Source organism: Salinicola sp. 4072, from assembly GCF_036663415.1.
In the GTDB taxonomy this organism is placed as follows: domain Bacteria; phylum Pseudomonadota; class Gammaproteobacteria; order Pseudomonadales; family Halomonadaceae; genus Salinicola; species Salinicola salarius_A.
This window is the reverse complement of sequence record NZ_JAXOVV010000003.1, coordinates 1-14,366: the sequence shown is the minus strand read 5'-3', so window position 1 is coordinate 14,366 and position 14,366 is coordinate 1. Positions and strand designations below refer to the sequence as shown.

Annotated in this window: 13 protein-coding genes; 5 read left to right on the top strand and 8 right to left on the bottom strand. The window is 62.7% G+C overall.

Translation table 11 applies throughout. The annotated features are described in order from the left end of the window. Window positions 1-68: 68 nt before the first annotated feature. Together R3F72_RS03580 and R3F72_RS03575 are read right to left on the bottom strand one after the other, a co-directional pair. Window positions 69-1,007, bottom strand: coding sequence for an ABC transporter substrate-binding protein (locus R3F72_RS03580; RefSeq protein WP_303855251.1), 939 nt, complete (start codon window positions 1,005-1,007; stop codon window positions 69-71). Between the two features lie 119 nt (window positions 1,008-1,126). Continuing rightward, entirely contained in the window at window positions 1,127-3,088 is a 1,962-nt protein-coding gene (locus tag R3F72_RS03575) for a TonB-dependent receptor domain-containing protein (protein ID WP_332778940.1), read from the bottom strand. Between the two features lie 245 nt (window positions 3,089-3,333). On the opposite strand from R3F72_RS03575, the gene R3F72_RS03570 reads away from it, so the two are divergent. The 5 genes from R3F72_RS03570 (at window position 3,334) to R3F72_RS03550 (ending at window position 8,431) form a co-directional block, all read left to right on the top strand. Continuing rightward, window positions 3,334-4,269, top strand: coding sequence for a LysR family transcriptional regulator (locus R3F72_RS03570; RefSeq protein ID WP_332778939.1), 936 nt, complete (start codon window positions 3,334-3,336; stop codon window positions 4,267-4,269). Between the two features lie 33 nt (window positions 4,270-4,302). Continuing rightward, window positions 4,303-4,920, top strand: a complete 618-nt coding sequence (locus R3F72_RS03565; protein ID WP_218776953.1) for an O-methyltransferase — start codon at window positions 4,303-4,305, stop codon at window positions 4,918-4,920. 219 nt (window positions 4,921-5,139) lie between these two features. Next, window positions 5,140-5,358 (top strand): DUF1656 domain-containing protein, encoded by a 219-nt coding sequence (locus R3F72_RS03560; RefSeq protein ID WP_087718307.1) that lies wholly within the window; start codon window positions 5,140-5,142, stop codon window positions 5,356-5,358. A 23-nt stretch (window positions 5,359-5,381) separates the two neighbouring features. Then, a complete protein-coding gene (locus R3F72_RS03555) occupies window positions 5,382-6,362 on the top strand; it encodes an HlyD family secretion protein (RefSeq protein ID WP_332778938.1) in 981 nt (326 codons plus the stop codon). 5 nt (window positions 6,363-6,367) lie between these two features. After that, a complete protein-coding gene (locus tag R3F72_RS03550) occupies window positions 6,368-8,431 on the top strand; it encodes an FUSC family protein (RefSeq protein ID WP_332778937.1) in 2,064 nt (687 codons plus the stop codon). A 24-nt stretch (window positions 8,432-8,455) separates the two neighbouring features. Here the strand turns inward: R3F72_RS03550 and R3F72_RS03545 are convergent, their stop codons facing one another. From R3F72_RS03545 to R3F72_RS03520, 6 genes are all read right to left on the bottom strand, one after another. Next, window positions 8,456-9,493 carry a trans-3-hydroxy-L-proline dehydratase gene (locus R3F72_RS03545; RefSeq protein ID WP_087718310.1) on the bottom strand — a complete coding sequence of 346 codons (1,038 nt, stop codon included), beginning with the start codon at window positions 9,491-9,493 and terminating at the stop codon, window positions 8,456-8,458. A 49-nt stretch (window positions 9,494-9,542) separates the two neighbouring features. After that, window positions 9,543-10,319 (bottom strand): ABC transporter ATP-binding protein, encoded by a 777-nt coding sequence (locus R3F72_RS03540; RefSeq protein ID WP_087718311.1) that lies wholly within the window; start codon window positions 10,317-10,319, stop codon window positions 9,543-9,545. Then, entirely contained in the window at window positions 10,316-11,092 is a 777-nt protein-coding gene (locus R3F72_RS03535; RefSeq protein ID WP_087718312.1) for an ABC transporter ATP-binding protein, read from the bottom strand. The genes R3F72_RS03540 and R3F72_RS03535 overlap by 4 nt, the downstream gene beginning before the upstream one ends. A gap of 9 nt (window positions 11,093-11,101) precedes the next feature. Further along, window positions 11,102-12,100, bottom strand: coding sequence for a branched-chain amino acid ABC transporter permease (locus R3F72_RS03530; RefSeq protein ID WP_087718313.1), 999 nt, complete (start codon window positions 12,098-12,100; stop codon window positions 11,102-11,104). 1 nt (window position 12,101) lies between these two features. Further along, entirely contained in the window at window positions 12,102-13,016 is a 915-nt protein-coding gene (locus R3F72_RS03525; protein WP_087718314.1) for a branched-chain amino acid ABC transporter permease, read from the bottom strand. 122 nt (window positions 13,017-13,138) lie between these two features. Continuing rightward, on the bottom strand, window positions 13,139-14,119 hold the full coding sequence (locus tag R3F72_RS03520; RefSeq protein ID WP_442978327.1) for a branched-chain amino acid ABC transporter substrate-binding protein: 981 nt from the start codon (window positions 14,117-14,119) through the stop codon (window positions 13,139-13,141). Between the last annotated feature and the right edge of the window lie 247 nt (window positions 14,120-14,366).

Below are 14,366 nucleotides of genomic sequence, written 5' to 3'. Positions count from 1 at the left end.
TTTCAGTCACGGCAGGTCGTCATGAAATCCGAGGCATGGAATCGAATCCAGGATCAGGGCATCAGTAGTCACTGCGTCAACACGCCCTCGATATCATCGAGAATGCGCTGCGCGGCGATGGGCCCGGAAGCGCTGGTCCAGAGCTGGCCGTCCACCGGCACCACATGGCCCTGCTGCACGACATCGAGGCGCTCGAAGGCCGGCGACTGGCGGGCGGATTCCAGCGCTGCTTCGCCGTCGTCGTTCAGCGTCGCCAGGAACAGCCAGTCGCTGTCGATACTCGACAGATTCTCGAGACTCAGCGAATCGCTGTGCGGACGCCCGGTCTTGACCACACCGCCGTCCTTCACATCGAAACCACTAGCCGCCAGCAGCCCGGTCGCGAACAGCTGGGTCGACATCACCAGCGGGCCGTTGGGCATCCAGCGCGCCAGCGTGGCGGTAGTGTCACCATTGGGCTGGCGTTGTGCAAGCGATCGAGAACGATTTTCAATTGCTTCTATGGCGTCATCGATCGCCGCCTCGCGGCCCAGCGCTTCGCCGAAGAGACGTGCTTCGGCCTTCCAGGCTTCCGGCTCGAATCCTTCGGTTTTGGGCACCACCGTCGGCGCTATCTGCGACAGCAGCTGGTACTGCGACTCGGGCAGGCGCGACGAGGCCAGGATCAGATCAGGCCGCTGCGCGATGACCGCCTCGATGTTGGTCTCGCGTGCGGTGCCGACGATGGCTATATCCGCGGCGGCCTCTCCCAGATAGCTCGCCACGCCCTCGCCGCCGCGAGTCGCCACCGCCCCCAGCGGCGTCACGCCCGCTGTCAGGACGGTATCCAGCGCCCCTTCGTACAGCGTCACCACGCGCTCGGGCTGGCCATCGATTTCGACATCGCCGTACGCTGTATCCAGCGTGCGGGCCTGGGCTTGCGGGATCAGGGCAGCCTGTGCCAATGCGGCCAGAGCAATCGCAGCGCAAAACAGCACGCCGCCACGAGAGTGAGAACGAATCTGCATGAATGATTTCCTGTCTAGCGAGTTCATGGAGTAGAAAGCCGGCATCGGCCTATTGCGATGCCGGATATGTCTTACGCTGCCCCAGAGGATGATCCTATGTGGATAGTTTCCAGGCGGCGTCATATTTCGAGATCGATAGCGAGCCAGTAGCGACGACCGTCTTCGACCAGGCTGTAGGTGTCGTAATCGATGCGCTTGTCGAAGACGTTGTAGACGCCGAACAGCAATTTGGCTTGCGGGGCGATTCGCCAGGACCCGCCCGTATCGACCAATGTGTAGGAGGGAATGGCATCGGTGGAGCCGGAACGCCCCGACGCCACATACTCTTCCTGATCGCCGCGGAATGTCAGGCGACCCCAGCCGCTGAATCGACCGGCAGGATCCCAGTCCAAGGTGGTGCTCAGCAGATGCCTGGGCAGCTGCGTGAGCTGCTCCCCTTCTGCCTCACCGGACTCCTGTTCGGAATCGGTATAGGTGTAGCTCGCCTTGGCCGACAACGTCTCGCTCAGCGGACTTCCCAGCGTCAGCTCGACCCCCTGTGTATAAGCCTCGTCGATATTGACGCGGGTGGTGGGGCTACGGCCATAGCTGTTGTCGGGCTCCGACGCACAGGGGGCGCCCACGGCCGCACAGGGAACCCGGCTGATCTTGTCCTCGAAGTCGTTACGAAACAGCGTGATCCCGCCATTGAGCCCGCTGGGCCGACCGTAGAGCAGGCCGATCTCCTTGGTGACCGAGGTCTCGGGCTCGAGATCCGGGTTACCGTAGGTATTGCCGCCACGACTGACGGCCCCCCATTCCGGCGAGAGATCGCGTACGCCGGGTGCCTTGTAGCCCGTCGAGACGCCACCCTTCACTGTCCACAGCGGCGCTGGATTCCAGACACCGTAGAGACGCGGACTGAAGTGATTGCCGAACTCTTCGTTGTCATCCATGCGCACGCCGGCGGTGACCGAGAAAGTATCGGTGAGGTAGTACTCGTCCTCGATGAACAGCGCCCACTGGTACATGTCCAGTTTGGAGAGCTCGGAGATCTTATTGGTAGTGGTATCTTCCAGCTCCTCCTTGGAGTAGCTGCCGCCCACGCTCAGCGTATGCGAGCGAAAAGGCATCACCACCTGCGACTTGGCCTCGGTATTCTTGACCGTGATGTCTCGCTCCTCGTTTTCGGTCTCTTCCTGTTGTACGTAGGTAGTCGAGGTGCCGATACTCCAGCGCCCTTCATGACGCAGCGAGTAGCGCTCTGTCTCATTATCGGATTCACTAGGATCACCGCCCTCTTCGACGGTCTTCCCGACGTTCATCTCGCGCTGCTGCTTGGTGCGACCGGCTTCCAGCATGAAGTCATGGTTCTGGGTCGGCGTCAGCGTCACGCGCGCCGTGCCATTGACCAGCTCCTTGTCCTCGTAGCCGTCGACGATGTCGTCTTCCTGCCGAGTGCTGTAGCGGCCGAAGACCTGCAGCCCGAGCAAATCATCGACCAGCGGCCCGGTGGTATAGAATTCGGTCTGCTGAGCATCGCCGGAGTCCCGATCTTCCTGGATCGTCGCTCCCAACCGCAGATTGGCATGCCATTCGTCCTGGACTTTACGCGTGATGACGTTGATCACCCCACCGATGGCATCCGATCCGTAGAGCGTCGACATCGGCCCACGGATCACCTCGATGCGCTCGATGGCATAGAGCGGCGGCAGCCAATCCTGCTCGAACCCGGCGCTACCGTTGGGGCGCGATTCACGTGTACTGACCGGCATGCCATCGACCAGGATCAAGGTATATTCGGCAGGCATACCACGGATGCTGATGTCGGCGCCGTTGTCCCCCGACCCGCCGCCCGTCACGATGACGCCGGGCACGTCCACCAGGGCATCGGTCACATCGCGGTACTGACGGCGCTCGAGCTGTTCGCGTGAGATCACACTGATCGAAGCGGGTGCACTGGTCACCTGCTGCGCGTAGCCCGCGGCCGTGACGACCATAGGGTCCAGCTCGCTCTGGGCCTCGCTATGGTTCGCAAACCCGACGGCCCCCGCAGCCGCCAGTGTGAGCGCTGAAAAGCGTAATGGCGTTGAAAACGTCATTGTTGGTTCCCTTGATAAGACGAGTCCGAATGAACAAGCGGCTCGCACGGCCAAAAACCTTAATACGAATATTTATCATTTAGATTCTTTCATACTGCCTGTCTAAAATCTCGCGACAGTACGTTGCGTATTTTGCAACCGCTGGAAAGATCGCACCGGGGCGATAAAACCGTTAAAGTTTCTGATAACCATTTTCATTCACGCCCGAATCCGCCCCGCCACCGGGCAGGCTTGCCAGGAAATTCATGTACGATCTCGAGGAACTCGCGACCTTCGCTGATGTGATGGAATCCGGCAGCCTGACGGTGAGCGCTCGCCGCCTGGGCGTCGCCAAATCGACCTTGAGTCGCCGCATCGCGCATCTGGAAACCCGGCTGGATCAGCCATTGCTTCGGCGCCAGGCCAACCGTCTGATGCCCACGGAGGCCGGCGGGCTTTTCCTGGGTTACGCGCGGGAGATGTTGCGGATTGCAGAACAGAGCCATCTGGCGCTGGACGACTTGAAGGCGGAAATCAGCGGCGAGGTCGTCGTCAAGGTTCACTCGGCGCTGGCGCGCGGTTTCGTGGCGAGGCAGGCAGAACGCTTCCTGGAGCGCCACCCCAAGGCCAGGCTGGAAGTGCGCACGCTTCGATCGGCCCCTTCGCTACCGGACGGCAGCGCCCTTCACCTTTGGGTCGGAGCGGTGGTGGAATGCGGCCTGCGCCAGGAGGTGCTGGGCTGGATCACGCGCGGTATCTACGCCAATCCCGAGTATCTCCGCCATCGGGGCGCGCCTAGCCATCCGCACGAACTGAAAAACCACGCTTGGGTCGACCTGCTCGGCGATACCGAAAGCGGCGTGACGCTGAGTCATCTCTACCAGGGCCGTTATCACCTGCCGTCGGCCGGCAGTCGGCTGCGTGTCGATCAACTGGCGTTACATGCCGATGCCATCGCTCGTGGCCAGGGGTTGGGGCTGATGCCCCACTGGATGGCCGAGCGCCGCTTGCGCCATCATCCGGGGACCCTGGTGCCGTGTCTGGAAGAGTGGCAGGCGCCGCCGCTACCGGTCACGCTGCTTTATCCCTATGGCCACCAGCCCCGGAAGATCACTGCACTGATCGAGCAGTTGCGCCAATCGATACCGGCCGCCTGGCAACGCGAGACGATGGAGCTGCCAACCCCGGCCATCGGTCGCTGAACCTCATTCACTCTCTGCACCTGGAGCACCCCAATGACGATGTCATTCCCCGAAATGGACATGAGCGATGCGATGCGACGCGTCATCGAGCTTTACCATCAGCGCATCGAGGCGGAAAAGCGCGGGCAAGGCGGCCCACATCGCCACATGGCGATCGGCCCCGCATCGGGGCGTCTGATCAACCTGCTGGTGCGCAGCCTCGAATCACCGCAAATCCTCGAGCTGGGCACCTCGCTGGGATACTCGACGATCTGGCTGGCCGACGCCGCACGCGCTGCGGGTGGTCAGGTCATTACCATGGAGCTGGAAGCCGAAAAGTCGGCCTATGCGCGGGACATGGCCGAACAGGCCGGACTGGCGAAGTGGATCGACTATCGCGTAGGCGATGCCTTGCAGTTGCTCGCTGACGAGGCAGGCCCTTTCGATTTCGTGCTGGTAGATCACTGGAAAGATCTCTACCTGCCCAGTTTCGAAGCGTTCCGGAGCAAACTGGCACCCGGTGCCATCGTGGTTGCCGACAACATGATTCCCCGACGTGAAGACAAGGGGCAGGCCGCCTACGCCGCCGCCGTTCGCGCGACACCGGGCATGAGCAGCGTCTTGTTGCCCGTTGGCTCGGGGCTGGAAGTGAGCCGTTACCATCCCGAATGAACGCCCCCACTCGCCCCTTCAATACCCGCTCCTTCGATACCTACCCTGCGCGCCACTGACGGCCCTTTCCTTCACACGGGCCAGGTACGCGAATTCCGGCTTTTCCGGTTAGACTGCAGGAAAGACGCGGCGGCTCCAGCGCCGCGTGTCTGACAGTGACTTAAATAGCGTGCTAACATTGATCGCTTGTCGAATCACGACTCGGCTGACAGGGAAGATATGGGTCTACAGGAAATTGCCGTTGGCGGGATCTTTCTCAGTCCACTGCTGATTTATGCCTTCTTTGGCTTCATCGCTACCCTCTTCCTTCGCTCGCTGCTGCATTGGGTGATCGGGCAGCGCGCCTTGTGGTATGAAGCCTGGTTCGACGTCTCGCTGTTCGTGCTGTTCACTGCCGGCATTACCTTTCTGTTTTCCGTCCTGCTCGAGAGTACTTGATGCGCAATTCGCTACGTATCCTCATGACCCTCGTCGTCGTCGCGATCGCCGTGGCCGCCGGCATCTGGCTTTGGAACTACTATCTTTTCACCCCCTGGACGCGGGATGCCCGCGTGCGCGCGGAAGTGATCACGATTGCGCCGGACGTCTCCGGCTGGGTACGCACGCTCAACGTCAACGACACCGACTTCGTCGCCAAGGGCGATACGCTGTTCGAGATCGACAAGGCGCGTTATCAGGCGGCACTGGATCAGGCGCAGGCGACGGTCGAAAATCGCGAGGCCACGTTGAAGCTGCGCCAGACGGAAGCCCAGCGACGCAATCAGTTGAGCAACCGCTCGATCAGCGCCGAGGATCGCCAGATCGCCCAGATCAACAGCCGGGTTGCCGCCGCCGATCTGAAGCAGGCTCAGGCCGATCTCGCCAGCGCCAGAATCGACCTGGAGCGTACCCGCGTCGTCGCGCCGGTCAGCGGCCATGTGCTCAACCTGCAGCTGTCGGCCGGCAACTATGTCAGTCGAGGCACGCCGGTGATGGCGCTGGTGCAGTCGAACTCCTATTACGTCATGGGCTATTTCGAAGAGACCAAGATGTCCTCCATCGATGTCGGCGATCCCGCGGAGGTCATCCTGATGAATGGCGATACCCATCTGCATGGACATGTCGCCGGCATCGGCCGGGGGATCGCCGATACCAATACCAGCCTCAACAACCAGCTGTTGCCGCAAGTGCAGCCAACCTTCAACTGGGTGCGACTGGCACAGCGCATTCCGGTTCGCATCACCCTGGACGACATTCCGGACGAGACGCTGCTCAGCGCCGGCATGACGGCAACGGTCAGGATTCAGCACGGCGACGGCACGCCGCCATCCGAGTCTCCTGCCGACCCCGTCAGTACGACAACGAAGCCGACCCAGCCAGCCGACCGGCGCCCGACCGAGCAGGCTCAATCGCGACCGGCTGACGCAATGCCAGCCGGGAACGCTGCCGACGACACGCAGTGAGCGCCATGCCACCGCTCGTCAAGACCTACCTGATGCCCGACGCCACGGCGGTCAAGTTCGCCATCAAGACCACCGTGGCGATGATGATCGCGCTCTATCTGGCGCTCTGGTTCAACCTCGACCGCCCTTACTGGGCGTTGATTTCGGCGGCCTTTCTACAGATCCGCCCGATGAGCGGCATGGTAATCGAGAAAGGCATCTGCCAGCTCGGCGGCACGTTCGTCGGGGCGGTGGCGGGAATCGTCATCATGTCGCTGTTTGCCCAGGCCAGGGTGCCCGCGCTGATGACCCTGACGCTATGGATCATGCTGTGCACCTACGTCGGCTCGCTGTGGCGCAACAACTATACCTACGGCTGTCTGATGGCAGCCGTCACCGCCATGCTGATCGTGGTGATCTCCAACGGCAGCACGCCCGGCGGGATCTTCGACATCGCCGTGGCGCGACTGTCGGAACTGGGGTTGGGCGCGATCTGTGCCACCCTGGTCAGCTCGTTGCTGTGGCCCTCCCGAGTCGGCAAGCATCTCTCAACTCAAGCTGATAGCGTCATCAACGAAGCGTTCGAGAACGCGGCCCTGCGCCTGGAGGCGAGCGACGACATTCCCGCCATGCAGAAGGCGCTGCGGGGTAGCCTCGGCCCGCTGACCACGCTGGAAACGGATAGCCAGTCGGCGCGCTTCGAGGGTCCGGAAGGCCCGGGCCGCGTCCGTGCCACCCACGTTCTGACCCGACGCACGCTGCGCTTTCTGGCCAACCTTCAGGCGCTGCATCAGATGCTGCACGACCATGCCGACAAGCTGGCCCCCCGCAGCATCGAGATCGCACGCCAGGTCGCCCAAGGCTTTCGCGAGGCGGAGCAAGTCAGGGGCGTTGTCAAAGGGCGTCAGGAACTTCAGAAGCTGCGTCACCTCGTGCACCAGAGCGACGAAAAAGGCATGGCACCGTTGGACCGACGCGCACACTTGGGGCTGCGCGAATCGATCGGCCATGCCATGGTCATGCTGAACGCCCGCGAAGCGATCGCCTCACCTGGCTCGCACAAGTTGCGCTCCGCTTCTCTGGCCTGGCACCGCGATCATCTCGCCGCCGCTATCAATGCGATTCGCTCGGGCATCGTTTTCGGCACGCTCGCCACGTTCTGGATTCTCACGGCCTGGAACAGCGCCATGATTGCCATGTTGCTGGGCACGCTATTCTCGTCCTTCTTTGCCAGCCGAGACAATCCGGTCGCGATCACCATGATGTTCTACAAGGGCATGCTCGCCGCCATTCCCAGCGCGTTCCTGTTCGGACATGTACTGCTGTCGCAGGCCAACGGCTTTCCGATGCTGGCGCTGCTGTTCGGCACGCCGCTGTTTCTGGGTCTGATGGGGGCGACCAATCCGGCGACGATGGGTTATTGCCTGGCCTTCACCATCTTCAACATCCTGCTGACCATGCCCGGCAACGACATGGACTTCTCCTTCGACAGCTTCGCCAATCGCGCGGTCGCGGTGATCATCGGCCTCACCTGCGTGGTGATGGGCTTCCGGCTGCTGCCCGGGCTGGGCACGCGCCTGCGCCGGCGGCGCTTGATCAGAGCGATCTCCAGGGATATCCATCATCTGCGGCGGCGGTCGATACGCGATGCCGAAACCCGCTTCATCGGCCATATGGCGGATCGTATCCTGCAACTGGCCCAGCACGACGACATGCTGCCCCAGGATCAGCGCCACCTTTTCATACTCGGATTGACGGGGCTGGATCTGGGCACCGCTACGCTACGCCTGCGTGATCGGCTCGATGATGCGCCCCATCCGGTCATTCGACGCGCCCATCGCCAGCTGCTTCAGGCGCTGGCCACCGGCTTCGAGGAGAGTGCCAACGGCCGCCAGCCGCAGGGGATCCGCGAGGCGGGCGAGCGTCTGGAAGAGGCTATAGTCAAACATGGCGATGCCTCGACGGATCACCATGTGTTGCTGGTGGGGTTGGTCGAACGACTGGAACTGGCGCTGGAACGCCTCGGGCACATCATGGCCGAGCGCCCGCATATCAAGCCCGACCGCCAGCCCGAACCCGTCACCTCCTGATCGCGACCGGCGGCCTGATGCCTATCATCGACGACCGATACGCGGCCAGGTGTCGGCGAGACGGTAGCCGGCAGGCCACGGGTCACGCGGGTCGAGGGTGTGCTGATGTGTACCGGTGATGAAAGCTCGCCCCCGGATCAGCGGCGTCACCGCTTCCTTGTCGCCGACCCGCGTCGTGCCATCGAGCCGGCAGTAGAAGCGCGAGTCGATGATCGATTCACCGATGAAGGTCTCGCCCTGCTTGAGTTTGCCCTGTGCATGCAGCAGCGCCATGCGCGCCGAGCAGCCGGTTCCGGTGGGAGAACGATCGAGCTTGCCCGGCTGGATCGCCACCGTATTGCGGCCAAGCCAGGCATCACCCTCCCGCCTGAGCGGCGCGGCAATCTGGCAGAAAGAGACGTGCTTCCAGTCGGGATTGGTGGGGTGATGGAAACCGAACTGCGCGTTGACGGCATCGGTGATCCGAATGCCGGCCTCGACCAGATCCCGCGCTTCGTCCGGTTCCAGTCTGAAACCGAGGTCCTCGGCATTCACGATCACAAAGCTGTCGCCGCCGAATGCCGTGTCGACACGCAGCGTACCGAGCCCTTCCACCTCGAGCCGCAGGTCTCGCCGATCGACGAACGCCGGCAGATTGCGCACGGTGACGTCTAGCACCCGACCATTTTCGCAGCGCGCCACGGCCTCGATCAGACCACCGGGCGCTTCCAGCACCAGATGTGTCTCGGGCTCCTGCATCGGCAGGATCCCAGTTTCGAGCAGCACGGTCGCGACACAGAGACTGTTGGAGCCGGACATCGGTGGCGTGTCTTCCGGCTCCATGATGATCCAGCCCATCTGCGCCCGTGGATCCTTGGGCGGCACCAGCAGGTTGACGTGCCGGAAGACGCCGCCACGGGGTTCGTTGAGCATGAAGTTGCGCAGCGTTTCGTCACGCGCGATCCAGCGCGACTGCTCCCAGAGCGTCTCGCCGGGTGGCGGCGCCACGCCGCCGACGATGACATCCCCCACTTCTCCCTCGGCATGACAACTGACACTATGGATCACGCGAGTGGTCTGCATACGATTCTCCGATACTTCGTTATTTACCGAGTCATTCACCGACGCCCTGTCATTCACCCACACCCAAGTAGGCCTTCACGATCGATTCGTCTTCACGCAGCCTGGCCGCCTCGCCCTGCATGCGAATCTCGCCGTTCTCGATCACGTAGGCGTAATGCGCCAGCCGCAGCGCGAGCCGTGCGTTCTGCTCGACCAGCAGAATGGTGGTACCCGCTTCGTTCAGGCGCTTGATGATGCGCATGATGTCGGTAACGAGCTTCGGCGCCAGCCCCATGGAGGGTTCGTCGAGCAGCATCACGCTGGGGCCGTGCATCAGGGCACGCCCCATCGCCAGCATCTGCTGCTGACCGCCGGAGAGCAGCGAACCGTCCTGATGGCGACGCTCGTGCAGGATCGGGAACAGCTCATAGACTTCCTCGAGCCGTTGTCGCCGCAGCGCGTTGTCCTTGACCGTGAAGGCACCCAGTTCCAGGTTCTCCTTGACCGTCAGCCCGCGCAGGATACGCCGGCCTTCCGGCACGTGAACCACGCCGCGACGGGCGATCTCGTGAGCGGCCAGCGTGGCGATCGATTCCCCTTCCAGATGGACATCGCCGCGCCGGGCCCGCACCAGTCCAGATATGGTCTTGAGCGTGGTCGACTTGCCGGCCCCGTTGCTGCCCAGCAGGGTCACGATTTCCCCTTCATGGACATCCAGCGATACCCCACGCAACGCCTGGATCTGGCCGTAGAAGGCTTCGACATCGCGGATGCTCAGCCGTACCTTGCCAGGCCGCGTGACGCTTTCCGACCTATCGTTATCGGTTTGATTGAGGGTTTCCGTCACAGTGCCAGCTCCTCATCGTCCTGGCCGAGATAGGCCTCGATCACCTTGGGATCGTTCTGCACGGTGTGCGGGTCGCCTTCGGTGATCAGACTGCCGTGGTCGAGCACGCTGATACGCTCGGAGACGTTCATCACCAGGCTCATGTCATGCTCGATCAACAGCACGGCGACGCCGCGCTCGTCACGGATACGCCGGATCAACTCGATCAGCGCCTGCTTCTCGCCGCTGTTGAGACCTGCGGCCGGTTCATCGAGCAGCAACAGCTTGGGCTGGGTCGCCAATGCGCGGGCGATTTCGACACGCCGCTGATGACCGTAGGCAAGGTTGGTGGCCAGCCGGTCCTGATGCCCCAGCAGGCCGACGAAATCGAGGCACTCGAGGCTGGTTTCGAGAATTTGGCGCTCTTCGGCGCGCTGACTCGGTAGCCGAAGGACGGCGGCGAGGGCACCCGATCGCGTCCGGCAGTGCTGGCCGGCCATGACGTTCTCCAGCACCGACATTTCCCGGAACAGCCGGACGTTCTGGAAGGTCCGAGCGATGCCCAGACGCGTCACAGCGTGCGGCTTGCGCTTGACGATGGACTCGCCATCGAGAGTGATCTCCCCCTGCTGGGGGCGATAGAACCCGGTAATCACGTTGAACATCGATGTCTTGCCGGCCCCGTTGGGGCCGATCAGGCTATGAATGCGTCCCGGTTCAACGCCGAAATCGACGTCGTGCAGGACGGTGTTGCCGGCAAAGCTCAGCGACACCTGTTTCAGTTGCAGCAGCATCGCTTCCCCCTAGGATCGTTTCTCGGGCCAGATACCACTCGGCCGAAACAGCATGATCAGCAGCAGCAGCACGGCGAATATCAGCAGTCGCAAGGTGCCGAAGTCGCGCAGCAACTCGGGGCCTAGCACCACGATGAACGCGCCCAGAATGACGCCGGGTATCTTGCCCATGCCGCCCAGCACAACGGCCAGCAGAATCAGCACGGACTGCTGGAAGCTGAAGCTTTCCGGCGAGATGGCGCCCAGATTTACCGAGAAGAAGATGCCGCCGATCGCCCCGAAGATGGCGCCGATCACGTACGCCGCCAGCTTGGTTGCGACCCGGTTGATCCCCATCGCTTCGGCGGCATCTTCATCATGGCGGACATAGAGCCAGGCCCTGCCGAGACGCGAATCGAACAGCCGCTGGCTGGCAATATAGGCCAGCACCGCCAACACCACGAAGACGTAGTAGAAGTCGATCGAGCTATCGATGTGCCAACCGAACAGTGACGGTTCCGGGATATGCGAGAGGCCGCTGGCGCCACCGGTGATTTCGAGGTTTCGTGCGGTGAAGCGCACGATTTCGCCGAAACCCAGCGTCACGATCGCGAGATAGTCGCTGCGCAGGCGTAACGTCGGCCCGCCGATGATGACGCCGGCCAGCGCCGCCGCCATCAGCGCGAAGGGGATCGCCGCCCAGAAATTGACGCCGAACTGCTGCGTCAGAATGCCGATGGTATAGGCACCGACGGCGAAGAAGGCGGCGTAGCCGAGATCGAGCAGACCGGCGTAGCCGACCACGATATTGAGCCCCAGGCACAGCACCACGTAGAGCAGCGCGTTGGTCAGGATCACCGTGGTGTACTGACTCGAGATCCAGGGTGTGATGATCAGGATCGCAATGATGGCGAGATGAAGCGCTCGTCTCCGGCCTGGCGATTCGAACGCCGCGTAAAGACGCTGGAGCGGATTGCGTGGCCTAGGCTCGTGGGTATCGGGCCTCGTGGGGGGCGAATGTCTGTCCATGTCACATCCTCTCCACTTCGGATTTGCCCAGCAGGCCGGTGGGTTTGAACACCAGCACCAGAATCAGGATCGAGAAGGTGAAGACGTCCTTCCACTCGCTGCCGATGAACGGAATGTGCGTTCCGAAGGACTCCAGCAACCCCAGGATCAGACCGCCCAGCATGGCGCCGGTGATGCTGCCGATCCCGCCGATCACCGCGGCTGTGAATGCCTTGAGCCCGATCAGAAAGCCCATGAAGTACCAGATGCTGCCGTAATAGGCGCCGGCCATGGTGCCTGCGGCTGCCGCCAGCCCCGAGCCGATGAAGAAGGTCACCGCGATGACGGCGGAGACGTTGATCCCCATCATCCGGCACATGTCCTTGTCGATGGAGACCGCCCGCATGGCTCGGCCGTAAAGCGTCCTGGAGACGAACAGCTCGAGCGCGATCATCAATACCGCTGCGGTCGCCACCAGCACGATCTGGTTGTGGGAGAGAAAGAGATTACCGAGATTGAAGCCGCCGAACCCGAGATCGGTGCGAAACGCGGTGTACTGGCCGCCGGTCAGCGCCAGCGCTGCGTTCTGCAGCACCAGCGATACCGCCAGCGCCGTGATCAGGATAGACAGCCGAGGCGCGCCGAGCATCGGGTGGTACGCCACCCGTTCGATCACCACCCCCAGGCAGCCGACGGCGAGCATGGCCAGCAGCATCGCAACGAAGATGCCAAGCCAGCCGGCGCCGAGGAATCCGGAAACCAGGGAGAGGCCACCGAAGCCTGCGAAGGCGCCCGTCATGTAGAGATCGCCATGGGCGAAGTTGAGCAGTTTGATGACCCCGAACACCATGGTGTAACCGAGCGCCACCAGGGCATAGAAAGAGCCCAGCACCAGCCCGTCGACGAGCTGCTGCAGAAAAGAATCGTACCAGGTCATGGGCGTATGTCTCTGGGCAGCGGAAAGCGGATGAGGAGAGCGAGCGCGTCGCGGGTTTCACGCCCCGCGACGCGTGACGGCACCTTCGGTCCGAGCCGAGGCTCGAACCGAAGAGCGAGTCGTCATTCCTCGTAGCGAGTCCACTTGCCGCCCTGGCCCTCGAGCACCACGAAGTTGCTGCGTGCCAGCGTGTGCTGAGGCGTGAAGGAGATCGGACCGGCCAGCCACTCCTGCCCGTCGGCGCTGTTCAGCGCCTTGATGATGGCGTCGCCATCGGTGGAGCCGGCCTTGTCGATCGCCCAGGCCATCAGCTGCATGCCATCATAGGCGAGCGGCGCATACGGCCCCGGCGCATTGCCGAACCGGGACTGGTAATCGCTGGTGAACTGCTTGGCGGCCGGCAGGAAGTCGGCTGTCGGGTTGGAGAATGCGAATACGCCCTCGGCAGCCTGACCGGCGATATTGAACAGTTCCGGTGAGTTGGATCCGTCACCCACGGCGATGGTGCCCTGGAAGCCACGCTGACGCAGCTGACGAATCAGCAGACCGCCATCGGCGTAGTAGGCTGTCCAGAAAACCGCTTCGGCACCGGAGCCACGGATCTTGTTGACCAGCGCGGAGAAGTCCTGCTCCCCCTTGTTGACGTATTCGAAGGCCGAGACGGTGTGACCGGCACCGGTCCAGGCGTCCCGGGTCAGATTGGCCAGATCCTGGGAATAGGCATCCCCCTGATTGACGATCGCCAGTTTCTCGATGTCCTTGCCTTCGAAGAACTCGAGCGCGGTCTTGGCCTGGTCGTCACCAGTGGAGTTGATCATTACCGCGTTGCCGGGGTTGGCCGGGATCAGTTGGGTTGAGTTGGCTGCCACGATCACGAACGGGATGTTGGCATCACCGTAGGTCTTGAGCGTCGGCTGGGTCGCACCGGAACAGTAGCCGCCCACCACACCGACGACCTCCTGCGAGGCCAGACGACTGGCGGCGTTGACCGACTGCTGCGGGTCGCAGGCCGTGTCTCCGGTGACCAGTTCGATCTGGCGTCCATTCAGCAGCCCACCGTCGGCGTTGATCTCGTCGGCGGCCAGCATCATGGCGTTGTACATGTCCTTGCCGTAGGTGGCTTCGGAGCCAGTGGTCGGTACCTGGACGCCAATGGTGATGGGCCCGTCCTGCGCCATGGCGAGCGAACCGGCTGCCAGATTGACGACGGCCGCAGAGGCGATGTCGACGAGGCCCTGGAACGGGTCCGGCAGCAGCTCAAGGAAGACCACACGGTCTCGCCTTCCTTGCGTGCTGCCATCGACGTGCTGATGCTGCTGGTCAAGCTGATGGCCGACCGACTGGCCACCA

Bases quoted from the DNA above. Each gene is read 5' to 3' on its own strand.
- R3F72_RS03555 (WP_332778938.1), top strand. From the start codon at position 5,382: ATGACCCTCGTCGTCGTCGCGATCGCCGTGGCCGCCGGCATCTGGCTT.
- R3F72_RS03545 (WP_087718310.1), bottom strand. From the start codon at position 9,493: ATGCAGACCACTCGCGTGATCCATAGTGTCAGTTGTCATGCCGAGGGA.
- R3F72_RS03525 (WP_087718314.1), bottom strand. From the start codon at position 13,016: ATGACCTGGTACGATTCTTTTCTGCAGCAGCTCGTCGACGGGCTGGTG.
- R3F72_RS03565 (WP_218776953.1), top strand. From the start codon at position 4,303: ATGACGATGTCATTCCCCGAAATGGACATGAGCGATGCGATGCGACGC.
- R3F72_RS03535 (WP_087718312.1), bottom strand. From the start codon at position 11,092: ATGCTGCTGCAACTGAAACAGGTGTCGCTGAGCTTTGCCGGCAACACC.
- R3F72_RS03570 (WP_332778939.1), top strand. From the start codon at position 3,334: ATGTACGATCTCGAGGAACTCGCGACCTTCGCTGATGTGATGGAATCC.
- R3F72_RS03520 (WP_442978327.1), bottom strand. From the start codon at position 14,119: ATGTACAACGCCATGATGCTGGCCGCCGACGAGATCAACGCCGACGGT.
- R3F72_RS03530 (WP_087718313.1), bottom strand. From the start codon at position 12,100: ATGGACAGACATTCGCCCCCCACGAGGCCCGATACCCACGAGCCTAGG.
- R3F72_RS03550 (WP_332778937.1), top strand. From the start codon at position 6,368: ATGCCACCGCTCGTCAAGACCTACCTGATGCCCGACGCCACGGCGGTC.
- R3F72_RS03575 (WP_332778940.1), bottom strand. From the start codon at position 3,088: ATGACGTTTTCAACGCCATTACGCTTTTCAGCGCTCACACTGGCGGCT.
- R3F72_RS03580 (WP_303855251.1), bottom strand. From the start codon at position 1,007: ATGCAGATTCGTTCTCACTCTCGTGGCGGCGTGCTGTTTTGCGCTGCG.
- R3F72_RS03560 (WP_087718307.1), top strand. From the start codon at position 5,140: ATGGGTCTACAGGAAATTGCCGTTGGCGGGATCTTTCTCAGTCCACTG.